Annotated in this window: 28 protein-coding genes and 1 pseudogene; 13 read left to right on the plus strand and 16 right to left on the minus strand. The window is 69.6% G+C overall.

The features are described 5' to 3' along the window. Positions 1-201 precede the first annotated feature (201 nt). Positions 202-762: a Uma2 family endonuclease gene (locus FDZ84_RS19160; protein ID WP_168587030.1), complete on the plus strand. Its 561-nt coding sequence runs from the start codon at positions 202-204 to the stop codon at positions 760-762. 9 nt (positions 763-771) lie between these two features. On the opposite strand, the gene FDZ84_RS19165 is transcribed toward FDZ84_RS19160, so the two are convergent. Continuing rightward, on the minus strand, positions 772-1,401 hold the full coding sequence (locus FDZ84_RS19165) for an N-acetyltransferase (RefSeq protein ID WP_168587031.1): 630 nt from the start codon (positions 1,399-1,401) through the stop codon (positions 772-774). Between the two features lie 151 nt (positions 1,402-1,552). Continuing rightward, positions 1,553-1,804: pseudogene (locus FDZ84_RS40725) on the minus strand (zinc ribbon domain-containing protein); the annotation flags it as partial. 87 nt (positions 1,805-1,891) lie between these two features. Here FDZ84_RS40725 and FDZ84_RS19175 point away from each other — a divergent pair. Beyond that, positions 1,892-2,938 (plus strand): nitronate monooxygenase family protein, encoded by a 1,047-nt coding sequence (locus FDZ84_RS19175; protein ID WP_168590180.1) that lies wholly within the window; start codon positions 1,892-1,894, stop codon positions 2,936-2,938. Between the two features lie 466 nt (positions 2,939-3,404). Continuing rightward, on the plus strand, positions 3,405-3,902 hold the full coding sequence (locus FDZ84_RS38985; RefSeq protein ID WP_256413762.1) for an MOSC domain-containing protein: 498 nt from the start codon (positions 3,405-3,407) through the stop codon (positions 3,900-3,902). 138 nt (positions 3,903-4,040) lie between these two features. Here FDZ84_RS38985 and FDZ84_RS19185 read toward each other — a convergent pair whose 3' ends face one another. Further along, positions 4,041-5,045: a methyltransferase gene (locus tag FDZ84_RS19185; protein WP_246869099.1), complete on the minus strand. Its 1,005-nt coding sequence runs from the start codon at positions 5,043-5,045 to the stop codon at positions 4,041-4,043. 236 nt (positions 5,046-5,281) lie between these two features. Then, complete coding sequence (locus tag FDZ84_RS38990; protein ID WP_246869100.1) at positions 5,282-5,422, minus strand: hypothetical protein; 141 nt, start codon at positions 5,420-5,422, stop codon at positions 5,282-5,284. Between the two features lie 346 nt (positions 5,423-5,768). Between FDZ84_RS38990 and FDZ84_RS19195 the strand changes: the two genes are divergently transcribed. Then, the gene (locus FDZ84_RS19195; protein WP_168587032.1) at positions 5,769-6,074 is read left to right on the plus strand and encodes a helix-turn-helix transcriptional regulator; all 306 of its coding nucleotides are present in this window, start codon (positions 5,769-5,771) and stop codon (positions 6,072-6,074) included. Between the two features lie 50 nt (positions 6,075-6,124). After that, the gene (locus FDZ84_RS19200; RefSeq protein WP_168587033.1) at positions 6,125-6,571 is read left to right on the plus strand and encodes an NUDIX domain-containing protein; all 447 of its coding nucleotides are present in this window, start codon (positions 6,125-6,127) and stop codon (positions 6,569-6,571) included. 211 nt (positions 6,572-6,782) lie between these two features. On the opposite strand, the gene FDZ84_RS40730 is transcribed toward FDZ84_RS19200, so the two are convergent. Beyond that, entirely contained in the window at positions 6,783-6,938 is a 156-nt protein-coding gene (locus FDZ84_RS40730; protein ID WP_371812872.1) for a hypothetical protein, read from the minus strand. Positions 6,939-7,537: 599 nt separating this feature from the next. Here FDZ84_RS40730 and FDZ84_RS19210 point away from each other — a divergent pair. The 8 genes from FDZ84_RS19210 (at position 7,538) to FDZ84_RS19245 (ending at position 14,265) form a co-directional block, all read left to right on the plus strand. After that, complete coding sequence (locus tag FDZ84_RS19210) at positions 7,538-9,037, plus strand: CoA-acylating methylmalonate-semialdehyde dehydrogenase (RefSeq protein ID WP_168587034.1); 1,500 nt, start codon at positions 7,538-7,540, stop codon at positions 9,035-9,037. Positions 9,038-9,134: 97 nt separating this feature from the next. Continuing rightward, positions 9,135-10,340, plus strand: coding sequence for an acyl-CoA dehydrogenase family protein (locus tag FDZ84_RS19215; RefSeq protein WP_168587035.1), 1,206 nt, complete (start codon positions 9,135-9,137; stop codon positions 10,338-10,340). A 45-nt stretch (positions 10,341-10,385) separates the two neighbouring features. Further along, complete coding sequence (locus FDZ84_RS19220) at positions 10,386-11,420, plus strand: enoyl-CoA hydratase/isomerase family protein (RefSeq protein WP_168587036.1); 1,035 nt, start codon at positions 10,386-10,388, stop codon at positions 11,418-11,420. A gap of 49 nt (positions 11,421-11,469) precedes the next feature. Then, a complete protein-coding gene (gene mmsB / locus FDZ84_RS19225; protein WP_168587037.1) occupies positions 11,470-12,360 on the plus strand; it encodes a 3-hydroxyisobutyrate dehydrogenase in 891 nt (296 codons plus the stop codon). Positions 12,361-12,520: 160 nt separating this feature from the next. Next, entirely contained in the window at positions 12,521-12,757 is a 237-nt protein-coding gene (locus tag FDZ84_RS19230; RefSeq protein WP_168587038.1) for a hypothetical protein, read from the plus strand. Continuing rightward, positions 12,754-13,179: a ribonuclease domain-containing protein gene (locus tag FDZ84_RS19235; protein ID WP_168587039.1), complete on the plus strand. Its 426-nt coding sequence runs from the start codon at positions 12,754-12,756 to the stop codon at positions 13,177-13,179. Before FDZ84_RS19230 ends, FDZ84_RS19235 begins: the two co-directional genes overlap by 4 nt. Before the next feature lie 50 nt (positions 13,180-13,229). Next, a complete protein-coding gene (locus tag FDZ84_RS19240) occupies positions 13,230-13,598 on the plus strand; it encodes a barstar family protein (RefSeq protein ID WP_246869101.1) in 369 nt (122 codons plus the stop codon). Between the two features lie 61 nt (positions 13,599-13,659). Further along, positions 13,660-14,265, plus strand: coding sequence for a Uma2 family endonuclease (locus FDZ84_RS19245; RefSeq protein ID WP_168587041.1), 606 nt, complete (start codon positions 13,660-13,662; stop codon positions 14,263-14,265). Positions 14,266-14,274: 9 nt separating this feature from the next. On the opposite strand, the gene FDZ84_RS19250 is transcribed toward FDZ84_RS19245, so the two are convergent. From FDZ84_RS19250 to FDZ84_RS19295, 11 genes are all read right to left on the minus strand, one after another. After that, positions 14,275-15,051, minus strand: coding sequence for an enoyl-CoA hydratase-related protein (locus FDZ84_RS19250; protein ID WP_246869102.1), 777 nt, complete (start codon positions 15,049-15,051; stop codon positions 14,275-14,277). 169 nt (positions 15,052-15,220) lie between these two features. Further along, positions 15,221-15,394, minus strand: a complete 174-nt coding sequence (locus FDZ84_RS40735; protein ID WP_168590182.1) for a DUF397 domain-containing protein — start codon at positions 15,392-15,394, stop codon at positions 15,221-15,223. A 13-nt stretch (positions 15,395-15,407) separates the two neighbouring features. Continuing rightward, positions 15,408-15,617, minus strand: a complete 210-nt coding sequence (locus tag FDZ84_RS39000; protein ID WP_246869103.1) for a Scr1 family TA system antitoxin-like transcriptional regulator — start codon at positions 15,615-15,617, stop codon at positions 15,408-15,410. 12 nt (positions 15,618-15,629) lie between these two features. Then, on the minus strand, positions 15,630-17,981 hold the full coding sequence (locus tag FDZ84_RS19260; protein ID WP_246869104.1) for an ADP-ribosylglycohydrolase family protein: 2,352 nt from the start codon (positions 17,979-17,981) through the stop codon (positions 15,630-15,632). 21 nt (positions 17,982-18,002) lie between these two features. Continuing rightward, positions 18,003-21,656 carry a type VII secretion system-associated protein gene (locus tag FDZ84_RS19265; RefSeq protein WP_168587044.1) on the minus strand — a complete coding sequence of 1,218 codons (3,654 nt, stop codon included), beginning with the start codon at positions 21,654-21,656 and terminating at the stop codon, positions 18,003-18,005. A gap of 233 nt (positions 21,657-21,889) precedes the next feature. Then, a complete protein-coding gene (locus FDZ84_RS19270) occupies positions 21,890-22,123 on the minus strand; it encodes a hypothetical protein (RefSeq protein WP_168587045.1) in 234 nt (77 codons plus the stop codon). A gap of 154 nt (positions 22,124-22,277) precedes the next feature. Next, the gene (locus FDZ84_RS19275) at positions 22,278-22,664 is read right to left on the minus strand and encodes a helix-turn-helix domain-containing protein (RefSeq protein ID WP_168587046.1); all 387 of its coding nucleotides are present in this window, start codon (positions 22,662-22,664) and stop codon (positions 22,278-22,280) included. A gap of 3 nt (positions 22,665-22,667) precedes the next feature. Beyond that, a complete protein-coding gene (locus FDZ84_RS19280) occupies positions 22,668-23,015 on the minus strand; it encodes a type II toxin-antitoxin system RelE/ParE family toxin (RefSeq protein ID WP_168587047.1) in 348 nt (115 codons plus the stop codon). 177 nt (positions 23,016-23,192) lie between these two features. Next, on the minus strand, positions 23,193-23,453 hold the full coding sequence (locus FDZ84_RS19285; protein ID WP_168587048.1) for a Txe/YoeB family addiction module toxin: 261 nt from the start codon (positions 23,451-23,453) through the stop codon (positions 23,193-23,195). Continuing rightward, entirely contained in the window at positions 23,450-23,692 is a 243-nt protein-coding gene (locus FDZ84_RS19290) for a type II toxin-antitoxin system Phd/YefM family antitoxin (RefSeq protein ID WP_245761466.1), read from the minus strand. The genes FDZ84_RS19285 and FDZ84_RS19290 overlap by 4 nt, the downstream gene beginning before the upstream one ends. Before the next feature lie 81 nt (positions 23,693-23,773). Then, positions 23,774-24,532 (minus strand): sirohydrochlorin chelatase, encoded by a 759-nt coding sequence (locus FDZ84_RS19295; RefSeq protein WP_168587049.1) that lies wholly within the window; start codon positions 24,530-24,532, stop codon positions 23,774-23,776. Positions 24,533-24,536 lie beyond the last annotated feature (4 nt).

Below are 24,536 nucleotides of genomic sequence, written 5' to 3' on the forward strand. Positions count from 1 at the left end.
ACCAGCGGCCCTGTGGCGGGGTGTCAGAAAATCGCGATGGTGCGAGTGGGCGGGAACCCAGGCGTCGGGTTCCCGCCCACTTTTTCGTTCCCCTTTCCGGTGATCATTGGCGGCGGCTGTATCTGTTCGGGCCCTTCGCTCCTCTTTATTTGCGGGACTCCGAAAACCTCGGGGCCCGCAAGCGAGTGGAGGGAGCAAGTGATGTCGATCGATCTTGGCGGGCGCCGGTTCACGGTCCAGGACCTGGAGGCGTTTCCGGAGGACGGCCGACGGTACGAACTCGTCGACGGCGAGCTGCTGGTGGGCCCGACACCGGGCTGGCCGCACCAGGAGGCGCTCGGTGCCTTGTTCGTCCGCCTGCACCGGGCGAGCCCGCCCGATTACCGGGTGCTGTCCGCGCCGTTCGCGGTGCGCCAGGACCTGTGGACCGAGTTGCGGCCTGACATCCTGGTCGCGCGCTACGAAGACCTGACGCTGAAGAACTTGCGGACCGCACCGGTGCTCGCGGTGGAGGTGGCGTCGCCGAGCAGCCGGTTGAACGACATCAGCCTGCGGAAGGCTGCCCACGCCAGGCTGGGCACCCAGCACTTCTGGCTGGTCGACCCGGATCTGGAGGTGCCGTCGGTGACGGCTTGGGAACTGGTCGGCGGCAGCGAGTACCAGCGGGTGGCGCGGGTCGTCGGGGACGAGCTGTTCGAGCCGCAGCGACCATTCCCGCTCCGCTTCGCCCCGGTAGACCTTGTCGCGGGGTTGCGGCTCTGACTCGGGTCGTCAGCGGTCGACCGGCCGCCACATGCCGTGGACGGTGAGACCACCGGTGATCGGGTACTCGTGGATCACGCGGAATCCGAGCCGCTCGAAACGCGCGACCCCGAAGTGCGTCGTGGCTTCTAGGTAGATCGGGGTGTCGTGGGCGTCGGCGCGCGCCAAACCGGATTCCAGCAGGGCGCGGCCGAGCCCGCGGCCGCGGGCCTGCGGAGCCGTGCCGATCGCGGCCAGGTGCCAGTGCGGTTCGTCCGGCCGGTGGCTGTCGGTGGCGTTGAACGCCTCGATCGCCCGCGCGGTTTCGGGAAGCCGCCAGCGGAAAACCGACAGCAGCGCCGGGAGGTGCGCGAGGCGTCGACCGAGCGGAGCCGTTCGGCTGCCCGGCCGGTCCCAAACCGCGACTGCCGCCGGGTGTCCGTTCAGTGCGGCGATCTCGGTGCCGTGGTCGAGGTGGTCTTGCTTGAGCAGAAGGGAGAACAGTGCACGGAGCTTGGTTTCTCGCTGCGCCTGGTTCGGCAGCAGCCCGGCCATCCGGGGCTCGTCGCGGTATGCCGTGCCGAGCAGCTCGGTGAGTTTTGCGGTGTCTTCGCCGCTGGCGGCGCGGAGCACGAGGTCATCGCGCGTGGTGGTTCGCATGGGGGTGCCTTTCCGATCAGCTCCTCAATTCCAGTTATGCCCGGGTGAAAGGAGGAATGCCGTTGAAAGAGTCCCGGATCACGCACAAGTCAACTTCTCGGCCCTGAAGGGCCGAGCTTGCGGCTAGCTGAGGCTGCCGCATCTTGATCGGCTATGCGCCGACCGGGACGCGTGACTCACGCCCCGCGTTCCACACAGCATTGCCCCGCTCGGCGATGTTGCGGGAAGCGTTCCGGTCGGCGTGCTGAGCGTGGCCGCACGATCGGCAAGTGAAAGACCCCTGCGAAACACGGTTCTTCTGGTCCGTGTACCCGCACTCGGCGCACATCTGTGATGTGTACGCGGGATCGACGTAGACCACCGGCACCCCAGCCATGTTGGCCTTGTAGACGATGAACTGCCCAAGCTGGTCGAACGATCACCTGGCCGGGGTTGTGGCGTGCGCGATGCTCTGATGCGCTCCCGGTGGGGCTGGGGCTACCGTCGAAACATGATCGCAGAGCGACGAATTCCGCTGATCGCGGCGCCGATGGCGGGCGGCGTCTCCACACCGGAGCTGACCGCGGCGGTGAGCGCTGCGGGGGCCTTCGGTTTCCTGGCCGCCGGCTACCTGACGGCGGATGCACTGGCCAACCAGATCGCGGGGGTGCGGGCGATCACGTCGGAGCCTTTCGGCGTGAACCTCTTCGTCCCGGGTGAGCGGCGGGACCTCGATCTCTCCGACTACCGGACGCGGGTCGAGGCGGCGGCCGCGCGGCACGGGGCCGAGGCGGGCTCGCCGAGCTGGGACGACGACAACTACCCGGCCAAGGTGGAGTTGGTGATCGCCGAGCGGATCCCGGTCGTGTCGTTCACCTTCGGGCTTCCGGACAGGTCCATTGTGGATCGGCTGCGCGAGGTGGGGTCCCAGGTCGTCGCCACGGTCACGACTCCGCAGGAGGCGCGTGCTGCCGCGGATGCGGGGGCGGACCTGCTGTGCGTGCAGGGCATGGAGGCTGGTGGGCACCGTGCGGTGTTCAACGACGACCCGGCGCTACCGGGCGGCGGGTCGCTGTTCGGCCTGCTGGCGGCGATCCGCGTGGTCCAGGCGGAGGTCGACCTGCCGATCATTGCGGCGGGCGGTCTGGTGCACGGTGCTGATGTCGCGGCGGTGCTGTCCGCGGGTGCGGTGGCGGCCCAGTTGGGCACTGCGTTCCTGGTGTGCGACGAGGCGGGCACGCAGCCGACCCAGCGTGCAGAAATCGCCGCGGGGCAGCGGGAAACCGAGCTGACGCGCGCGTTCAGCGGACGCCCGGCGCGGGGGCTGGTGAACCGGTTCCTGGCCGACAACGGTGACGCCCCGGCGGCGTACCCGCAGCTGAACAACCTGACCAAGCCGATGCGCGGTGCCGCGGGCAAGGCCGGCGACCCAGAACTGATGTCGCTGTGGGCGGGCCAAACTTATGCCCAGGCGCGCCCGCTGCCGGCAGCGGAACTGGTGCGTCGCCTGACCGAAGAAGCACGCCAAGCACTGCAGCAGGCCAGCATCCGGCTGTAGCAAACGACCGAGATCGCGTCCGCGGACAACCGGACGCGATCAACCGAACACTGCCGCGCGGCAGCAATGGGGAGGGAGGGGGAGGGGGAGGGCCCCGAGGAAACCCGCGCGGCAGCGGGCGAAAGGTGGTGGCGCTGCTCGGCGTTTGGCTCGCTGGGCGGTATGCGACCGCACGCGTCAGGCATGCGTGGGCGGGGTCGGGGAGCCGCTGCTGTCGAGGGTGCCGGGGTGGAAACTCGGTCACAAGTAAGCGTGGGCGGGTTACCGCTGGGCGCCTCGTGCTGGACTTGACGCGCTTGCTCCCCACGAATAAATCCGGGGGGCTCCGCACTACATTCCTTCGGTGAACCTGGCGGTGGTGCGGACCGGGGATTGGACCGGTCGGGTCGGGCGCAGCGGCATCGACAAGCGCCCGGCGGAGCAGCCGGCGCGATTCGGGCAGGTCGGGGGTGCGTGGCGACACCGTGTGCGACACGAAGCACCACGGGGCCTGGTAGCAGGCTGCTTACGCGTTCGACCGCGAGGAGCTCGCGTACTGGTCGAAGGAACTGGGCCGCGATCTGGTTCCCGGCAATGCCGGCGAGACCTCACCCTGGCGGGTTGCGACAGCAGTTCCGCGGTGATCGGCGAGCGGTGGCGGGCCGGTGGGGCGGTGCTGCGGGTGACGGGCCCGCGCAGGCCGTGCCGGGTGTTCGCCGGGTTCTGGGATGTCCAGGGGCTGGTCAAGCGGTTCACCGAGCACGGGCGGACCGGCGGGTACCTGGCGGTGGAGGAGCCGGGTGAGATCGCGGCGGGTGACGCGGTCGAGGTGATCTCCCGGCCTGGGCACGGGGTGCAGGTGGCCGAGGTGTTCGCCCTCCAGATGCACGGCCGGGCCGAGCTGGCCGAGCACGTCGCCGGTGGCCTGGACGACCTGCCGGAGAAATGGCGGAAGTCCGTTGCCGCCAGCCTGCAGCGCTGTTGAGGCTGCTCTTCGCCTTTGAAGCGCCGAAGGGCCCGCCGCGGACGTCGTCTGGCGAGGGCGGCTGGACATGCGCAAGTCGAGGGAGCCCAGGCGGTGTCCGAGGCCCGCTCCCCGCGCCTTCGCGTAACGAAGCCGGCCCTACCGTTCGGGGCGGCATTCGATGATGGCGTAGCCGTTGTCCATCGGGGTGAAGTCCTCGACGGTCAGCCCGGCCGCCGCGGCTACCTGCTGGGTGCGGTCGAGATCGCGCATCCGGCCGCCGACGTAGATCATCATCCGCAGGTCCATCTCGGTGAATAGCGCCATCCGGTCCTTGTCGGGCAGCAGTTCGATGATCAGCAGCCGCCCGTCCGGCTCCACCGCCTGCCTGCAGTGTTCGAGGATCCGGATGGCGTCCTCGTCGTCCCAGTCGCCGAGGACGTCGCAGATCACCGCGGCGTCGGCCTGGATGGGCAGCGGGTCGAAGAAGCTCGCGGTGACCACCTCAGCGCGTTCCGCGACCCCCTGTTCCTGCAGGTAGTCGGCGGCGTTGCGGGCCGGGCCGATCAGGTCGACGAGGATGCCTCTCGACTGCGGGCTCGTCCGGAGGATCTCGGCGAGCAGCACGCCCTTGCCGCCGCCGACATCGGCGATCCGCGCGTATGCGCTCCAGTCGTGCGCGGTGGCGATCAGCGGAGCGATCCCGTACGTCTTGGTCTCCATCAGCGAGTCGAACGAGTCCGACAGTTGCGGGTTGTGCGCGAGGTCTTCCCAGAAGGACCGGCCGAACGCGGCCGGGTAGGCGGGGTGGTGGCCCCGGACCTGTTCGATGAGCTCGACGAAGGCGAGGTCGGCGCGGCCGACTGCGCCGTCGAGGTCCAGCCAAGGTTGTGGGCCGTCGGCCAGGTCGCTGCGCAGCGCGTCCGAGGCCTCGTTGGGGCCGAAGACGTCCGGCTCGGGTTCGGTGAACATGCCGTGGTGCACCAGGAATCGCAGCACGCGCCCGAGCGGGTCCGCCTCTGCCTTGCAGAGGTGCGCGATCTCGGCGAGCGGGAGCGGCCCGTCCTTGACCACATCGGGCACCCGGAGGGTGGCCGCGGTTCGAACTGCGAACGGCGTGGCCAGGTCCGCCATTGCCCAGATGCCGGGTGACTCGGGGGGCATGCGTTGCAGGGTAAGCCCGTGACGCCTGCTCAGCGCGCCGCGATCCGGACCGGGCTCGGACGCGGTTCCGGCCGGTTCCGGCTGTGCTTTGTGGACGGCTCACCGCCGCCACGCGGTGGAAGGCAGCTCGTCTGCCGCGAAACCGTTGGTCTTGAAGGGAAAGCCTGCGATCCGCGAGGTGCGGCCGATATGGGTCCTTCGGGCCGCCGTGGCGGCCTGAAGGACTCGCAGATCCGCTAGAGCCCGAAGACGCCTTCGCTGATCGCGCTCGGCGCTCCGGGGTTGCCTTGCCGCACGTCCCAGGTCCAGAACTCGACGATGTTGTGGTCCGGGTCGGCCACGTACGCCGAGCGGGCATTGCCCGGGCTGAACTCCACTTGGCAACCTGCACGCCGTGCGCGCGAACCCGTTCGACGGCCGCGTCGTATTCGCTGTCGCTCACCGGCAGCGCGTAGTGGACGTGCACGCCGCCCCGGGCGCGGGCGATGCCCAGCGCTGGCTTCTACCGGCCGATCCTGGTGCCACCGGCACCCACACCGTTTCGCGGTTGCGCCAGCGCTCGCCTTCCCGGCGTGCGATGGCCAGGAAGCCGAGCACTTCGGTGTAGAAGCGCTCCGGGGGCGGCCAGGTCCGCCACCTCCAGGACCAGCTCGTTCACACCGGACGGCATTGCCATCCTCCTATATAGTTAAACTCCTATCCTCTATATAGGAGAATGATCGGGTGGGCAACGATGATCTCGCGCAATCCGCCAGCCTGTTCCGGGCGATGGGGCACCCCATCCGGCTCGGCGTCCTCGACCGGCTCCGCGGGGAGCGCGAGATCCGCGCCTGCGACTTCACCGAGTACTTCGGCGTGAGCCAGCCGACCATCTCCGGGCACCTGCGGACGTTGCGTGAGGCCGGGCTGGTGCGAACCCGGCGGGACGGCACCCAGATCTGCTACTCGCTCGAACCCGGAGCGCTGGAAGTGGTCCGGCGGATGTCCATCCACCTCGCTGGTCCCGGTCTGGTAGGGGTGTGCGAGTAGTAGCCAGGGTGGGCCGGTACGGTGGCGAAAAGCCCGGGAGGACGGTCCGCATGCACCTGGCCGAAGTGGCCGATCTGGCCCGCCGAGACGCTGCCGACGGCGTGCAGCAGCAGATCGTCGCGGCCGTCATCGACGCCGGCGGGCAGGTCCTGCTGGTGCGGCGCCGCGCGGCGGATTCCCGTGGCGGCGAATGGGAATTCCCCGGCGGCAAGGTCGATCCGGGCGAAGACCTGAACACCGCGCTGCACCGCGAGGTGGTCGAGGAAACCAACCTCCGGATCGCCGAGATCACCGGATACCTCGGCGCGTTCGACTACACCACGCGGAGCGGCACGTACAACCGACAGCACACCTGGTCGGTCACCGTCGCCACGACCGAAAATGTGCGGCTGACCGAGCACGACGCCTACGCCTGGGTCTCGACGGTCGACGAGATCCCGCTCGGCTCCGACCTCCGGAAAATTCTTGAAAAGCACCTCGAAGCTGATCGTCCTTAGTGGACCAGCTGCACCCGGGCTCGGGGCGGGTGATGACCTGGCGGCGGGACCGGATTGCGCTACCGTACGCACCGGCGCGGATCATGTTTGGTGCGTGATCCATGACTTCAACGCCGACGGCTGGCTCGCCCGAAGTGCCGGAGCCGACCCGATGCCGTCGAGTCGTCGATTCTGCCGGTTTCGGTCGTAGAGATGCGGCGCCGGAGCGGTTTCAGTCGTCGAGGCGCACGGTGACGGTGACGCGGCCGTGTTCGTCGCGGTGGCCGACTGCGTGTCCGCTGCGGTCCTCGTCGTCCAGGTGCAGCGAGATCGGGCCGCCCGTACCCAGGAAGTTGCGCCACCACGTCTTGGAGTCGGGAAAGCGCACTCTGCTCCTGACGACGCCGGCGGTGCGGCAGTGGACGACAGGTGTGCTGAACGTGCGCCCTGAGCGTCGTCCTGTGTAGGTGACGACCGTGAGGTATCGACTGACCCATCGCCCCACCGGGGCGAGGACCGCAATGCGAGCACACGCGCATTGAGCCGGCCCACGGCTCGCCGTGGAAACCACTGCTTGGTCTGCATGCATCCGCCATCGGCGAGCCCGGCGCGACAGGAATGATCCCTGGTCACCGACCGGGTTGAAAGTCACTCTCGGCGGCGAGGAAGTGGTTGGACATTGCCGGTGTCGGCAACATTAACGCCGATAAGCGGAGTGTCCCGTCCGTTTTGCGCTGGAGCAGGGGCTTCGTCCCGCCGCGTGCCTGCTCTGTTCCTCGGCGGGACGGTTGCCGACCCGGCCGGATCGCCTTCGCCGCCGGTTCTGTTCGCCCTCGGGATGGCAACGCGTAGACGGCGGACCGCCCCCATTAGTGGTGTGACGCAGAGCACCCTGTTGCATCCGTCGGGTTTCTGGGAAAGATTGGAGTACCAAAGGTTTGGCTTCCTAGTAATTACCGGCCGGTTCGGCGGAAGGTGCGTTGCGACATGACCAACGAGCTGGAGCACTTCATCGGCGGCAAGCGAGTCGCGGGAACGTCCGGTTCCTTCGGTGACGTGTTCGATCCCAACACCGGGCAGGTACAGGCCAGGGTGCCGCTGGCCTCGGCGGAGGAGGTCTCGGCGGCGGTCGGCAACGCCGCCGAGGCGCAGCCAGCGTGGGCCGCGATGAACCCGCAGAAGCGGGCGCGGGTGCTGATGCGGTTCCTCCAGCTGGTCAACGACGAGATGGACTCGCTGGCCCGCCTGCTCGCCTCCGAGCACGGCAAGACCGTCGCCGACGCCAAGGGCGACATCCAGCGCGGCCTGGAGGTCGTCGAGTTCGCCGTCGGCATCCCGCACCTGCTCAAGGGCGAGTACAGCGAGAGCGTCGGCACCGGCATCGACGTGTACTCGATGCGGCAACCGCTGGGCGTGGTCGCCGGCATCACCCCATTCAACTTCCCGGCGATGATCCCGCTGTGGAAGGCGGCGCCGGCCATCGCCTGCGGCAACGCCTTCGTGCTCAAGCCCTCCGAGCGCGACCCCTCGGTGCCGCTGCGGCTGGCCGAGCTGTTCATCGAGGCCGGGCTGCCGCCGGGGATCTTCAACGTGGTCAACGGCGACAAGACCGCGGTGGACGCGATCCTGACCGAGCCGCGCATCGAGGCCGTCGGGTTCGTCGGTTCGTCGGCGATCGCCGAGTACATCTACTCGACGGCCGCGGCCCACGGGAAGCGCGCGCAGTGCTTCGGTGGCGCCAAGAATCACCTGATCGTGATGCCCGACGCCGACCTCGACCAGGCCACCGACGCGCTGATCGGTGCTGGCTACGGCTCCGCAGGGGAGCGCTGCATGGCGATCTCGGTGGCGGTGCCGGTCGGTGAGGCCACCGCGGACGCGCTGGTCGAGAAGCTCATCGAGCGGGTGCACCAGCTCAAGATCGGCACCAGTTTCGACAAGTCCGCCGACTTCGGCCCGCTGGTGACCAAGCAGGCCTGGCATCGGGTCCGCGACCTGATCGGCGCGGGCGTCGAGGAAGGCGCCGAACTGCTGGTCGACGGCCGGGACTTCAGGCTGGCCGGGCACGAGGACGGGTTCTTCCTGGGTGCCTCGCTGTTCGACCACGTCACCCCGGACATGCGGATCTACCAGGAGGAGATCTTCGGGCCGGTGCTGTCCGTGGTCCGCGCCGCCGACTACGACGACGCGGTCCGGCTGCCCAGCGAGAACGAGTACGGCAACGGCGTGGCGATCTTCACCCGCGACGGCGACGCGGCCCGCGAGTTCGTCTCGCGCGTCAACACCGGCATGGTGGGCGTCAACGTGCCGATCCCGGTGCCGATCGCCTACCACACCTTCGGCGGCTGGAAGCGGTCCGGATTCGGCGACCTTAACCAGCACGGGCCGGACTCGATTCGCTTCTACACGAAGACCAAGACGGTCACCTCGCGCTGGCCCTCCGGCCTCAAGGAAGGCGCCAGTTTCACCATTCCGACGATGCACTGAACCGGTGGGTGCGGCGGCGATTTCGCGCGAAATCGCCGCCGCACCCCCTTTGGAAGTGGCGATTTCGCGCGAAATCGCCCAGGGGAAGGGAGCGGACGTGTCCGTTGCAGCCGTCGCCGGCCCGGTGTCGCCGTTCGAGCTCACCGAGGACCAGCGCGCGATCCAGCAGACCGCGCGGGAATTTGCCGCCGAACAACTCGCCCCGCACGCCATCGAGTGGGACCAGGCCAAGTACTTCCCGGTGGAGGCGCTGCGCGCCGCCGGGGAGCTCGGCATCGGTGGGGTCTACGTCGACGAGTCGGTCGGCGGCAGCGGGCTGAGCCGGTTCGAGTCGGTGCTGATCTTCGAGGCGCTGGCCACCGGCGACCCGTCCATCGCCGCCTACATCTCGATCCACAACATGTGCGCGGGCATGATCGACCGCTTCGGCACCGCCGAGCAGCGCGCCCGCTGGCTGCCCCGCCTGTGCTCGATGGAGCGGCTGGCCAGCTACTGCCTCACCGAACCCGGCGCGGGCTCGGACGCGGCTGCGCTGCAGACCCGCGCGGTCCGCGATGATGGGGGCACCTCCCGCTCGAGCGAAGCCGAGAGTGGGGGAGACTACGTGCTCACCGGCGTCAAGCAGTTCATCTCCGGCGGCGGCAGCTCGGACGTCTACGTGGTGATGGCCCGCACCGGCGAGCCGGGCGCGAAGGGCATCTCCACCTTCATCGTCGAAGGCGACGCCGAAGGGCTGTCCTTCGGGGCCAACGAGAAGAAGATGGGCTGGAACGCCCAGCCGACCCGGCAGGTGATCTTCGACGGCGTCCGGGTGCCCGCCGACCAGCGGCTCGGCGAGGAGGGCATCGGCTTCCGGATCGCCATGGCCGGCCTCGACGGCGGCCGCCTGAGCATCGCCGCGTGCTCGCTGGGCGGCGCGCAGGCCGCGCTCGACAAGAGCCTCGCCTACGTGCGGGAACGCAGCGCCTTCGGCGCCAAGCTCAGCGAGTTTCAGGTGCTGCAGTTCAAGCTTGCCGACATGGCCACCGACCTGGAGGCCGCCCGGCTGCTGCTGTGGCGGGCGGCGTGGGCGCTGGACGTCAAGGACCCCGCTGCCACCCGGTTGTGCGCGATGGCCAAGCGGCTGGCCACCGACACGGGATTCGCGGTGGCCAACGAGGCACTTCAGATCCACGGTGGATACGGCTACCTTGCCGAGTACGGCCTGGAGAAGATCGTCCGCGACCTGCGGGTGCATCAGATCCTGGAAGGTACCAACGAAATCATGCGATTGATCATCTCCCGGGGCCTGCTGGCGGCCTGACCGCCGCCGGCCCGGGTGGGCAGCGCGAGAACTTGGAGTCGCATCATGACGGAGGCCGAGATCCTGGTTCGCGAACAGGGGTCGCTCGGACGGATCACGCTCAACCGACCCAAGGCGCTCAACTCCTTGACGCTGGGGATGGTGCGGGCGATGGCGCAGGCGGTGGAGCAGTGGCGCACCGCCGAGCACATCCGGGCGATCCTGATCGACGGCGCGGGCGAGCGCGGGCTGTGCGCGGGAGGCGACGTCCGCGCGCTGCACGACGCGGCGAAGGCCGGTGACGAGTCGCTGCCCGCCGCGTTCTGGACCGAGGAGTACCAGCTCAACTCGGCGCTCGCGGGCTACCCGAAGCCGGTCGTCGGGATCATGGACGGCATCTGCATGGGCGGTGGCGTGGGCATCTCCGCCCACGGCTCGCACCGGGTGGTCACCGAGCGCTCCAAGGTCGGCATGCCCGAGGTCGGCATCGGTTTCATCCCCGACGTTGGCGGCACCTACCTGCTCTCCCGCGCCCCCGGCGAGCTTGGCACCCACCTGGCGCTGACCGGCGCACCGATCGGCGGCGCCGACGCGATCTACTGCGGGGTGGCCGACTACTACGTCAACAGCGCGAACCTGCCGGAGCTCGTCGAGGCCCTGTCAGGTGGCGAGGTGGACGAGGTGCTGCAGAAGTTCTCCGAGCCCGCCCCCGAGGCGCCGCTGGCCGCGCAGCGGGAGTGGATCGACGCGGCGTACTCGGCCGACAGCGTGGAGGAGGTCCTGCGGCGCCTGCGCGAGCGGCCGGAAGAAGCCGCCCGCGAGACCGCCGAGGCGATCGAACACAAGTCGCCGACCTCCCTCAAGGTCACCCTGAAGGCCCTGCGCAGCGACTACGGCTCGCTGGAGGACGCACTCCTCCAGGAGTACCGGCTGGCGATGGCGTGCGTGCGGATCGGCGACTTCGTCGAGGGTGTGCGCGCGACGCTGGTGGACAAGGACCGCAACCCGCAGTGGTCACCGGCGCAGCTGTCCGATGTGGACGAATCGCGGGTGGAGAAGTTCTTCGAGCCGGTCGCGGACGAGCCGAAACTGCTCGGCTGACGCCGCTTCGGCCTTGACGGAAGTTCCAGCGCAGAAGGGGAAAATGACAATGGCTGTCATCGGATTCATCGGGCTGGGCCACATGGGCGGCCCGATGTCGGCGAACCTCGTCAAGGCCGGTCACGCGGTGCAGGGCTTCGACCTGGTGCCGGCGGCGCTGGAGGCCGCCGACCGGCATGGCGTGACCACCGTGGCGTCGGCCGCCGATGCCGTCGCGGGCGCCGATGCGGTGATCACCATGCTGCCCAGCGGCAAGCACGTGCTGGCCTGCTACGACGAGGTGCTGGCCGCGGCGAAGCCCGGCACCCTGCTCATCGACTCGTCCACGGTGGACGTCGCGGATGCCCGCCGGGCGCACGAGCGCGCCGCCGAGGCCGGGTTCGGCTCGATCGACGCCCCGGTCTCCGGCGGCACCGCCGGCGCCGAGGCGGGCACCCTGACGTTCATGGTGGGCGGGTCGGAGGAGGACTTCCACCGCGCCGAGCCCCTGCTGGAACCGATGGCGCGCAAGGTGATCCACTGCGGCGGTCCCGGCAACGGCCAGGTCACCAAGATGTGCAACAACCTCATCCTCGGCGCGTCCATGGTCGCGGTGAGCGAGGCGTTCGTGCTGGGGGAGCGGCTGGGGCTGTCGCACCAGGCGCTCTACGACGTGGCGTCGATCTCGACCGGGCAGTGCTGGGCGCTGACCACCAATTGCCCGGTGCCGGACCTGGTGGAGACCAGCCGGGCCAACCACGACTACGAGCCCGGCTTCGCCGCGGCGCTGATGCTCAAGGACCTCAAGCTGGCGACCTCGGCGGCGGAGCAGAGCGGCACGGACGCCGCGATCGGCCGCCTGGCCACCGAGCTCTACCAGCGGTTCAACGACGAGGGCGGCGGCAGCCTCGACTTCGGCGCGATCATCAAGTCCGTCCGGGAGCGCTCCGAGCAGCACTGACGGGCGATTGCCAATTTCGCGAGAAATTGACGTTCACCCAGGTGACGGTCAATTTCTCGCGAAATTGTGCTGCCCTGCGGGGACAGGTACACGTGGGGTAGTCGCGGGAGGGACCGGGGCGCCGCACGGCATCATCGGACCGGGCGTACCCTGACGCTCTGTGTTGGAGTGGCTGGTCGAGTGGTACGACGGCGTCGAGCTGTGGCTCGTGCAGCTCGTCTACCCGCTGCAGGTGACCCTCGTGCTCGCGGTGCTGCTACCGCTGTGCTGGGCGCTCGCCCGCGTGATCGACCGCGGCATCGACGGCCTAGGAGCGAAGCTGACGAGGGTCCGCGACGCGGAACCCCCGGTCGGCCGCCGGGACGGCGAGACCGGGCGGAAGGGGACGGCGGCGTGACGTCGCGCAGACGGATCTCGGTGGCGCTGGTCGGGCTGATCGCCCTGGTCGTCATCGGCTGGTTCGTCCGGGACTACGTGGACCTGGAGCCCGGTGCGGCGACGCAGCAGCGGGCCGTGCCCGGGGCTGAGTCCGGCCTGCCGGTGAAGCAGCTGTCCACGCTGCCGCCGGAAGCCGGGAAGACCTGGCAGCTGATCGTCAAGGGCGGCCCGTTCCCTTACCCAGGCAAGGACGGCTCGGCGTTCGGCAACCGGGAAGGCGTCCTGCCGGACAAAGCCTCCGGCTACTACCACGAGTACACCGTGCCGACCCCGGGCTCGAAGGATCGCGGAGCCCAGAGACTGGTCACCGGTGGCCAATCCGAGCTTTACTACACGAGCGATCATTACGATTCATTTGTGGTTGTCGACCCCGCAGGTTGAGTGCGATGTTTGCGACGAAGTGGGCTAGCAGGGTGCGGAAGGAGCCGGCGGTGAGCGAGCTGGAGCAGCCGTCCGGCGGCGTCACTGCGCGCGAGGCCGTGCAGGAAGCCGAGCAGCGCGGCGCGACCGCGCACGTCTTGGACGGCTCAGACCTGCTCAGCAAGCGGACGACGCTGGACGGGATCGCCGCGGTGCTGAACTTCCCGGAGTGGGCGGGCCGAAACCTCGACGCCCTCTATGACTGTCTGACGGACCTGTCGTGGCTGCCGGAGGGCGAGCACGTGCTGGTCTGGTCGGGCTTCCAGACGCTGGCGGAGCACGACCCGAAGGCCTTCGGCCGGATCAACGCGGTCCTCCGCGACGCCTCCGAGCACCCCATCTGCGGCCGCGAGTTCACCGCAGTCCTGACCGGGCCTTGATCGCCCCTTAGTGGCCGGGGCGGTCTCGCAATACTGGCTCCCGTGCAGAACAGGAGGCAGTATGACTGTCGTGAACATGCAGGCGGACGAGCAGCACGTGCCGATGACCGTCGACGACTTGGAGCGGCTTCCCGACGACGGGCGCCGCTACGAGTTGGTCGACGAGCGGCTTGACGTGTCTCCTGCGCCAGTAAGCATCCACTCCCTCGTTGAGGCAAGGCTCTGCGGCTACCTCGGATTCGAAGTCGCGCCGGCGGATTTCGTGGTGATGCAAGGTGCTGGCATCAACTTCAACGCGAATCGGACGCACCACCGCATCCCGGACGTAGTCGTGCTCAACGAGACCGATTTCGAGCAGCCGTACCTCACCCGGCCACCGTTGCTCGCGATCGAGGTTGTTTCCCCGGAGAGCATCATCCGCGACCATCACACCAAGCCTCGCGAGTACGCCGACTTCGGTATTCAGGCGTACTGGATCGTCACTCCGGATGAAGAGAAACCGGGAATCGTCGAACTCCTGCTGGAGCACGGCGAATACCGGGAGGTGCAGCAGGTCCTCGGCGAGGACACCTTCGTCACCGACTTCCCGTTCCCGATCAAGCTGGTTTCGCACTGGCTTCTGGCCAAGGGACCGTGGCGCGAGCGGATCGGCGGCGAAGGCGACTGAGCAGGCTGGTCACCTGAGCTTTTCGGGCACCCATGCGGGCTTTCGCTTTTCGGCGAAGGCCCGCATGCCTTCCTGGCCTTCTTCGCCCGCGAAGTGCTTGGCCGACAGCCCTAGCATCTGCGCGAACGCCTCGCCCATGTTCGGCGGGCGCTGGCTGGTGAGCATCTGCTTCGTGGCCGCCAGGGCGTTCGGGGCGCCAAGGGCGAGCATGTCGGCGTAACGCTTGACCTCCGCATCCAGCTCGTCGGCCGCGACCGCGGAGTTCAGCAGGCCGATTTCGGCGGCGCGGCGAGCGTCGAAGGTCTCGCCGGTCAGGAACAGCTCGTGCGCCTGGCGGGAGTTGAGACGGGGCAGCACGGTCACCGAGATCACCGCGGGCACGACGCCGATGCGCACCTCGGAGAAAGCGAAGGTCGCGGTGTCCGCCGCGACCGCGATGTCGCAGGCCGTGACGATGCCGACGCCGCCGGCGCGGGCGGGCCCGGCGAGCTTGGCGACCACCGGCTTCGGGCTGGTCCAGATCTGCTCCAGGATCGCTGGGAACTCGTTCACGCCCTGCTTCTCGGAGTCCGCCGAACGCGACTCCTTGAGGTCCATCCCGGCGCAGAACACCGTGCCGGTGTGGGCCAGGACGATCACGCGCACCGCGTCGTCGGCGATCGCTGCGTTCAGGTGGTCCCGCAGTTCGCGCCGCAGCTGCGCGGACAGCGCATTGCGGTTGTGGGGCGAGTCCAGCGTGATCGTCGCAATGCCGTTGGCCACGGCGAGGTGCACGAGTTCATCCATGACAGGCACGTTAACCGCCGTTAGCCACCCCGGGCCAGTGAGCAACATCCCACTCCGGGTCGGACTGAGCGCCTCCACCGCAGGTCACGGGCCGTGAGCACGCCGTAGCGGCCCAACGCGCTCACGGGCGCTGGCCAGCAGAGACGTGGTACCGGTTCCGGCGTGCGGGTCAGGCTTGGAAGCGCCCGGCCTTGACGGCGGGGAGGAACGAACGCCACTGGGCCTGGTCGGCGGTGATGTACCCGGCGTCGCGGTCCTTGGTGTCCCGGATCGCGGCGCCCCCGGCTAACCGCCCGACCTCCGCACAGTTGCCGTTGGGGTTGCTGTAGCTGACTTGCGCCAGCCTTGGATCATGCTCATTTCAGTCGCTCCATCTCGTCTGCGATCTCAGCGATGAGACTCCTGGTTAGGTCTGCGCTCAACGCGGCCTTGCGGACGCTATCCGCCGCGGTTTGGTAGTCCTTGACGTCGGTGGCGTCAGTGATCGTCGTGCTTGAGCGGTAGTGCTCCAGTTGCGATGCCGCTCGTGAGTGAAAGTTCCGGTAAGAGCCGGAATTTTCACTCACGAGCCTTGGGCGTCAGGTCGGGGGGTAGCGGTCGGACCAGTCCGGTGGGCGGGGGCCGAACTCCAGGACCCCGTCGTGGGCGAGGCGCTCGATCACCTCGTAGAGCTCCAGCTCCGCCTTCCAGCGCTCCGGGATCTGCTCCGCCCCGCATTCCGCGCCGATCAGGCTGCCGCAGACCGCGCCCGTCGTCGCGCTGTTGCCCGAGTGGTTCACCGCCACCGGCAGCGCCGCGTCGAAGTCGCCGTCGCAGACCAGCGCCGCGTACAGCCCGATGCCCAGCGCTTCGGCCGCCGTCGATCCCGTGCCGAGGTTGCGCTCCAGAACGCCCGGCGCGATACGGCCGCTGCGGGCCAGGCGGACCGCCGCGGTGATCCGGCGGCTCACCTCCTCGTGCCCGGTGTGCGGGGTGAGCTGCTCCAGTGCCGCATCGACCGCCGTGGCCAGCGGCTCGCCGTTCATCAGGCGCGACACCAGGAACGCCAGCGCTCCCGCGGTCAGCCAGGCCGCCGGGTGGCCGTGGGTCAGCGCCGCCGTCCTCATGCCGACGTGGAAGACCTCCGCCGGGTCGTTGCTCCACAACGCGGCCGGAACCGCGCGCATGATCGCGCTGCTGCCCTGCGAGTCGCTGACCGGGTGGTCCGGGGACCCCATCTGCTGCTGGCCCTTGGCGAACGCGATGAGCGTTCGCATCATGGTGCGGCCGGGGTTGCGGGTCTGGAACAGCGCCCGCTGGCCGACCAGCCAGCCGTCCGGTTCGGGGGTGCCGTGCAGGAACTCGCCCGCCGCGCGCGGCCAGCTCAGGTGCTGCGTGTGCAGCCAGCGCTGGTAGGCGTGCTGGATGTGCCGTGCCGGGTCGTCGGTGCCGGTGGCGCGCCGGCTGATGTTGGCCCGTATCGTGCCCTCCAGCGAGAACAGCAGCAGCTGGGTATCGCTGCCGAGCCGCCCGGACGGGTGCCCGGCCGAGATGTAGTCGGTCAGGCCGCCCGCGCCGTGCCGGGACTGGATCTCGTCCCAGCTGTCGGCGGCGATGGGCATGCCGAGCGCCTCGCCGACCGCGCAGCCGAGAACCGCGCCGAGGAACCGGTCGCGGGACGCCGCCAGGCGGGGGACCGCGGTCAGCCCGGTGCGGTAGTCCGATGTGGACGGCTCCAGGGGCTCGGCGGATTCGGTGGTCGGGTAGCGGCGCTCCCACTGATCGGATTCGTCCGGGTACGGGCCGAATTCCCTTGCTGCGTCCGCGGAGAGCCGCTCGACCAGTGCGCTGATCGGGAGTTCTTCCAGCCATTCCGCCGGAATCGCCGTCGGGCCGTGCAGCGCGCCGAGCAGCTGCCCGCACAGCATGGCTGCCGTCGCCGCGTCTCCGCTGTGCTCGCTGGCGGAGCCGATGGCGGCGGCGAAATCGTCCTCGCAGGCCGATGAGACCCTGACCGCGACCGCCAGCGCGTCCAGGCCGCTGCGGCCGGGTTGCGTCGCGTCGAGGTTCGTGCGGCGCGGCCGGAACCCGGCGGGGCTGAGCTGGCCGAGCCGCAGGGCGCGCCTGAGCTGGGTGCGTCCCGACTGCCAGCCGGAAAGTCCTTGGCTCAGCGATGTTTGCAGCGCGTTGCCGCGCAGCAGCGACAGCATCGTCACCCCGAGCACGCTGGCCGGGCTGTGGCCTTTCGGGTGGCCGTGGGTGAGCGCGGCGAGGTCGCCGCCGAGCGCGAAAACCGTGCCGGGGTCGCCCGACCACAGCGCGGCGAGTGCGCCGAGCGGCACGGCGGTGGCCGTGTCCGAGGTGTTGATGGGCAGCCGCCGGGAACCGGCGGCGTGCCCGGCGGCGACCCGGGCGAGCGCGGTGAGCATCGTCGGCTCGTCGCTGTCGGCGGAGTGCAGCGCGGGTTCCGTCACCAGCCAGCCGTTGGGCTGGGCGGTGTCGGTCCCGCAGTCTCGCCAAGGCACGCCGCGGGTGTGCAGCCAGCGCTGGAGTCCGCCGAGGGCGAAGCCGACCGGATCTCCATCGCCCGCCGACCGCGCTTGGGTGTGCGCGCGGATCAGGCCCTCCAGGACGAAGAGCACGGCGGTGGTGCGCTGCCCGACCCGGCCTAGCGCGACGAATTCGCCCACCGCGCCGCCGAGCAGCATGCCGAGCAACCGTCCCGGTGCTTCGGGCAGCGGGCCGTTGCGGTCGGCCAGGCCGGTGGCAGGCGCCGGCGGGGGTTCCGCGCTGAGCCAGTGTTGCAGGGCCGTCGCCCACAGCGGGCGGGTGGCGGGTTTCCGCTGCCACTGCCGCCAGGTGTCCAGCAGCTGCTGCTCCGCCGGGTCACGGCGGCTGGTCGCGTGCGCCTCGCGCCAGGCCGCCAGCAGAGCCCGTTCCGTCTCGTCCAACCAGGATTCGTCCACTGTGGATTAACCGGGGTAGCGCTGCGCCCAGCCGGGCACTGGCTCGTGGGTGTCGATCTCCGTGCCTGCGCGGTGCGCGTCTTCCAGCAGCTGGTCCAGGACCGGGCGCAGCTCCAGGCCGGTGGTCCACTCGGCGGGGATCGGCCCGGCGCCGCGGGCGGTGCCCAGCAGGCTGCCGCAGATGGACGCGGTCGCCGCGCTGTTACCGGCGTGGGTAGCCGCCAGCGACACGGCGTCGGCGAACGAGTTCGGGTGCGCCAGCGCGGCCGCAACGGCGATCGCCAGCGCTTCCGGCGCTTGCCAGCCGAGGCCCAGGGTTTCCAGGCCGGCCGGCGACACCGGGCCGTTCGAGGCGATCTCGATCGCGGAGCGCAAGCCCAGCGCAGTGGTCTCAGCACCCTCCATCTGGTCCAGCTCGGCCAGTACGGCATGCACCGCTTCGGCGAGGGTGTGGCCCTCCTGCAACGCGGACACCAGCCCCGACAGCGCCCCGGCCGGCAGGTAACCGTCCGGATGCCCGTGGGTGACCGCGGCGATCTCGATACCCAGGGAGATCGAGTCCTGCACGGTGCGGACCTCGAAGCCGACCACCGCACCGCGGACCGTTGCCGCGGGCGTGCGGGCGGCGTTCGGCGGGTTGCCTGGCGTCGGGGGCTCCCGGCGGTCGCTCCACTGCGCCAATGAGGTCAGCGACGCCTCGTCCGGGAACCGCTGCACGCGAAGCGTTTCGTTCTCGGCGAGCGTCCCGGCCGGCAGGTTCACGCCGACCCGGGCGCCCTGCGTGAGCAGCCATTGCTGGAGCACCGTGCGGACCAAGCCTGGCCGGAACGCCGGGACGCCGCGCAGCGTCGAGCGGATGGTCCCGCCGATCAGGCCGTAGAGCACGAATGCCGCCTGCTGCGAGTAGGCGGTAGCCGCGCCGCGGCGGCCGAAGGCCTCGGCGAGCTCCCGCACGCCTTCCGGGTTCACGCTTAGGATCGTGCGCAGGTCGGAGAACATCCAAGGCGCGCCGAGGGCGTCGCCGACGGCGGCGCCCAGCACACAGCCTTCGAGCCGCTCGCGGCGGCTGAGCTGCACCCGGGTTTCGGCGGCGAGCTCGGCCCCGGGTTCCGCCCCGGCGGCGGCCTCGCCGATCAGCTGGGCCGCGCGTTCGGGGCCGAAGGCCTCGACGAGCAGCTTCTGCAGTCCCTGCGTCAGGTCGGCGGAGTTCCCGTCGCCGTTGTCGCGGAACTTGCGCCACACGCTGAGCAGCTGCAGTTCCTCGTCCGACAGGCCTTCGTCGGCTTCGTCGCGTGCCTCGGTCGGCACCTCCGTGACGGCGGTTTCCGCAGCCGGAGCCTCGACGACTGCCGCCTCGGCAACCGGGGTTTCGGAAGCTGGAGGTTCCGCAGCGGGCGTCTCGGCGGCAGGAGAATCGGCGACCGGAACTTCCGCGGCTGCGGCTTCCTGGACGGGCGCTTCCTGGTCCGGGGTTTCCGGCGCCGCGTCGTCCTCGACCGGTCCCTCGCCGGGCTGCGCGGTCTCCGATTCCGGCGTTCCTGCTGCGTATCGAGGCCCTTCGGGCACTTCGGCCGCTGGCGCGACGACGTCCTCCAGCGGCGGCACGGCGGGCGCGACCTCGCCGATCGGGTAGCGCGCCAGCCAAGGTTCGTCGACCGCATCGACCGCCTCGACCGCCTCCGCCTCCTGCTGGTCCGCAGTTTCAATTGAAACCGCGGGGGCGTCTGGTTCGGCTTCGGGCTCGACCGCTTCGGCTGGTGCGTCGTCGGCGACCGGCGCCGCCTTCGAGGGCTTCGCGACCGGCTCCGCGCCCCTCAGCGGCAGGGCGGAGGTGAACACCAGGTCCGAGATGTCCTTCGCGGCCGGGTAGCGCGAGGTCCACGCGTCACCGCTCGGCGGAGTCGGGCCGAACTCCAGCAGCGCGTCCTTCGCCAGCGCCTCGACGATCCCGCGCTGCTTGAGGTCGCGCAGCCACACACCCGGCAGCGCGGGCGCGCCGTAGCGGGCGCCGACGATGTTCCCGCAGATGGCCGCGGTGGAGTCGCTGTCGCCGGAGTGGTTGACGGACACCATCAGCGCGGCCGCGATGCTGTCGGTGCTAAGCGCCGCGCACACCGCGATGGCCAGCGCCTCGTGCCCGGCCCAGCCGCCGCCCAACGTGTCCTTGAGCTGTTCGGGGCTCGGCTTGCCCTGCTCGGCGAGCTCCTCGGCGGCCTGCAACGCGCGCTCGGTGTCTTCGTGGCCCTGGTACTGCACGAGCAGTTCGCGGGCCTCCCGCACCGCGTCTTCCAGCGTCTCCTCGCGCAGCAACCGGTGCACCACCACTGCAAGCGCCCCGGCGGGCAGGTAGCCGTTGGGCTGCGAGCAGGTCAGGGCCGCGGTCGCGGCGGCGAGTTCGAAGACCTGCTCGGGGTCGTCGGACCACAGCGCCACCGGTGCCGCCCGGACCACGCCGCCGCAGTCCTGCGAATCGTTGATCGGCCGCTCGAAGGTGCCGGGCGCGCCCACCGCGGCGAACTCGCGCAGCGCGGCGATGCAGCTGCTGTTCGGCGAGCGCACGGCGAACAGGTCGCGCTGCTCGATCAGCCAGCCGTTGGGCTTGGGATGGCTCATCGTGAACGGCCCGGCGGCCCGCATCCACGCGTAGCCCTGGGTGTGCAGCCAGCGCTGGTAGGCCAGCTGGATCGCGGACAGCGGGCTGTCGGCCCCGGCGGTGCGGGCCGCGAAGTGCCCGCGGATCAGGCCTTCCAGGGTGAACAGCACCATCTGGGTGTCGTCGGTGAACTCGCCCGGGCGCTCACCGGCGCGGTCGTACTCCGTGACGCCCATCGCGCCGAAGCGGCTGCGGATCTGGTCCACCGGATAGAACTCCACCGGCGCGCCGAGGGCGTCGCCGATCGCCCCGGCCAGCATCGAGCCGAGGAACCGGCGGCCGAACCCGGTTTCCAGTGGATCGCCCGGCGGCTGCGCGGTCGGCCCGCCCGTCGGCTTCGGGGCCTGCTCGCCGGGCTGCGGCGCGGCTCCCGGCGGGGCCTGCACCGGCATTCCGTTCGCGGGGGAGTTGATCGGCACGCCAGGGGCCTTCGGTGGCACGGCGGCGGCCTTGGCCAGCTCCTCGGCGGGGAGCCGGGCCTTGACGGGGCTGGTCGGGTTGACCTGCACGTCGATGCCGGTGAGGTGGTGCGTCGCCAGCTGCCGACCGGTCATCCGCTGCCAGGTCGTCCAGTTGGGCGGCAGGAAGGTCTCCGAGGTGAACACCTGCAGCTGCCGGCGGCCCGACTCGTGCTCCATCGTGAACAGCCCGCTGCCCTGCGGCTGCGCGAACAGGATCAGCTCGGCGTCCAGCATCGCGGTCAGCAGCGAATGCCCCTGCGCGTAGCCGGTGGTGGTGAGCTGCAGGGCGCGTTCGACGTCGTTGGTCGGCGCGGGCAGCCGCAGCGCCACCGGGGACGGCCGGTAGTTCGGGTTCGGTGAGAAGTCGTCGGTGATCTCGCCCTGCTCGTCCACCCGGTAGCCGCCGATGAAGCCCCACGGCGGCACCTCGGCGTTCGGGTCGGTGAAGATCGGGTCGACCACGTACAGCCAGGTGTTGGGCTGCTTCTGGGCCTGTTCCCGCATGGTCGGCGTGATGACCGGTCGATTCGGCTGCTGCGTGTTCATCTCGCGCTGTTGTCCCCGACTCCTCGTCCAGCCTTGCATTGATCGCCCCCACACACGGCGCGGTCACTCGTTAGCGCGGCCTGACGGGTGAGACGAGCACAAGGAGCGGCCGGTTCCCCGTCCAGACGCTGGCAACAAACTCTCTCATGACCACATGGGGTGAAGCTAAGTGTTCGAAAGAACAACTCAGCGTTAGGTGCGGATTTCTGCTGTCGTCGCTGGTCGCGACGCGATCAAACGCTGCTGCCGGAGAGCGCGGCGGCCATCAGGCACTGCAGGCACGGCATGCCGGCCGGTCTGTCGAGAGCTTCCGCTTGACCTGGGACGATACCGAAACCGCAGTAGGCGTAGAGCATCGCGGGCAGCTCACCGTCGTCCGGCAGCGGGAAGAAGTGGCAGGACTTGTCCTGCTCGCTGCGCGCGAACTCGGCTCGGACGCGTGCGATCAGGTGTGGTCGTGCGTTCATCCGGCCCCCACGGTGCACTGTGAATCCGGGTCCGGCAGCGGCCTGGGCTGTCGGGGGTGTCCGGGCCGCTGCCGGTCTTCGTGTACCCAGCTGGATGACACGGCCACATCATGCCCCGCAGGTTGCGCCCACCAACAGAGTTGTCGACTTTTGCTCAGACGCCCGCCTTTTCGGTGCAGTCGAGTTCGTCTTCGGAGTGGTCGAGCTCGTTCATCGAGACGGTGACATCGTGATCTTCGAAGTCCGCTACGAGTTTGAGGCGTCCCCCGAGGGCAGCGACGTAGCGCTCAAGCGTGCCGACCTCGATCTGCGCCAAGTTCCCCTGTTCGAGTTTGCTCACGCGGGGCTGGCTGACCTGCATCCGCGCGGCGACCTCCGACTGTGACAGTCCGGCCGCTTTGCGCAGCTGGGCGAGGCGGTCGCCCAGAATGTAGGCCTGGGTGAGGATGCGGGCTTGTTCCCTGGCGGCTTCCACATCGCGGCCACGCGCCCGGTCCAGGGCTTCCTTGTCCTTCTTAGCGTCCTTCCAGGAACGACCCATCGCTCAGCCCTCCTCTAACTCCGCCAGGTGTTCCTCGAAACGCTTCTCGGCAAGCGGGATGTTCGTCTCGTACCAACCCCGCCAGTTCCCGGCCTTGTCGCCCGCCACCAGAACAATGGCACAACGTCGTGGGTCGAAGGCGAACAACATCCTGATCTCGCTCCTGCCCGCCGAAGCGGGACGTAGTTCCTTGAGATTGTGGTATCGAGACCCCTTAATCTTGTCTACGAGTGGACGTCCGAGCCGCGGCCCCTGGTGGGCTAACAGGTCGAGTGCCTGTTCGACCAGGTCGGCGCTCTCGGGGTCGTTCTGGACCAACGAGAAGAACCAGGTGTTGACCTCTTCGTGCAACTCGACGTCTCAGCTCACGACTCTAGTATAACGTCAGGGTTATGGCTAGGGGATCGCAGGATGAATGCGGCGTCTGGCTCCTAGGGTCACAGGGCTGCGGACAGCTGCAAGGATCCTGCGTATTCGCTCAGGTCGCGCACAGGCTGGCCAGCGAGGATGACCAGGCCGTCAGCCAAGTCATTTGCCGTAGTGGTAGCGGCAAGCCGCGATTCGAATCTCGTCTCCCGCAACCTTGTAGACCAGACGATGCTCGTCAGAGATGCGACGCGACCAGTAGCCCTGGAAACCGTGCTTGAGCGGTTCGGGTTTGCCGATTCCTTCGTTCCCGTTGCGGCAGATGTCTTTGATCAGCGCGTTGATTCGCTTGAGGATCTTGCGGTCCTCGGCTTGCCACCAGACGTAGTCGTCCCAGGCAAGCCCGTCCCAGACCAGTTTCATTCGGCGAGCTCGTGTTGTTCTCCGCCGCCGGCTTCCAGTCGCTCGATCGCGAGGATCAGGCGGCGGGCGTTCTCGGGGCTGCGGAGCAGGTAGGCAGTTTCCTTCAGGGACTGGTAGTCATCCAATGACACCATCACGACGGGCTCGTGCCCTGCTCGGGTGATCACGACTTCCTCGCGGTCGTTCACCACGGAGTCGAGCGTCTCGGCGTACTTGGCACGGGACTCGGAGTAGCTCATCGTCTTCACCGAAACACCTCCTTGTACAGGATACTGTACGCCTCGCGTGGGGGTGGCGGCAAGCACGGGCAGAACCGCACGTCACAGGGCTGCGGACAGCTGGAGGGGAGCTGCGGTGAGGGCCTCGGCGTAGCGGTTCAGGATCAGGTCGGCCACGCCCTCGTCGTCGGCCATCGGGGCCGCTAGCAGCGGGTTTGTCGCGTGCTTGCGGGCCAGGTCGATGATCCGGTCCGGGAGCAGGCCCGGGGCCAGGAACCAGGAGGCGACCGCGATGCGGCGGGCACCGCGTGCGCGCAGGGCCTCGATCGCCGCCGGAACAGCGGGTTCGGCGGCTGCGGCGAAGGTCGCGACGGCGCCGCCCCATGACGTGCGCGATTGCCAGCGCGCCGCGACGTCGGCGACCAGGCGGTTCGCCGGTGCGTGCGACGATCCCGCGCCGGCCAGCAGCACCCCCAGTTCCGGGTCCTCGGCGGACGCTCCGGCCTCGGCCAGCCGCCGCCACGCCGCCTCGTCCAGCCGCGGATCCGGGCCCAGCACATCGGCCACGTGCACCCGGAACCGCGGATAGCGCCGCTCCGCGTCGGCCACCGCCGCGGGCACGTCGACGCGGGCGTGGAAGGCCCGGCCGAGCAGCAGCGGCACGACGACCGCCGAGCCGTGGCCGTCGCCGTGCGCCGCGCTGAGCACGTCGCCCACGCGCGGTGCCGACAGGTCCAGGAACGCCACGCGCACATCGAGATCCGGGCGCATCGCGCGGACCACATCCATCAGGGCGTGGATGGTCGCGGCCGAACGCGGATCCCGGCTGCCGTGCGCGACGGCCACCAGTGGAGCGGTCATCTCC

Origin of the sequence: Saccharopolyspora sp. ASAGF58 (assembly GCF_012277335.1) — a bacterium.
Classification (GTDB): domain Bacteria; phylum Actinomycetota; class Actinomycetes; order Mycobacteriales; family Pseudonocardiaceae; genus Saccharopolyspora; species Saccharopolyspora hattusasensis.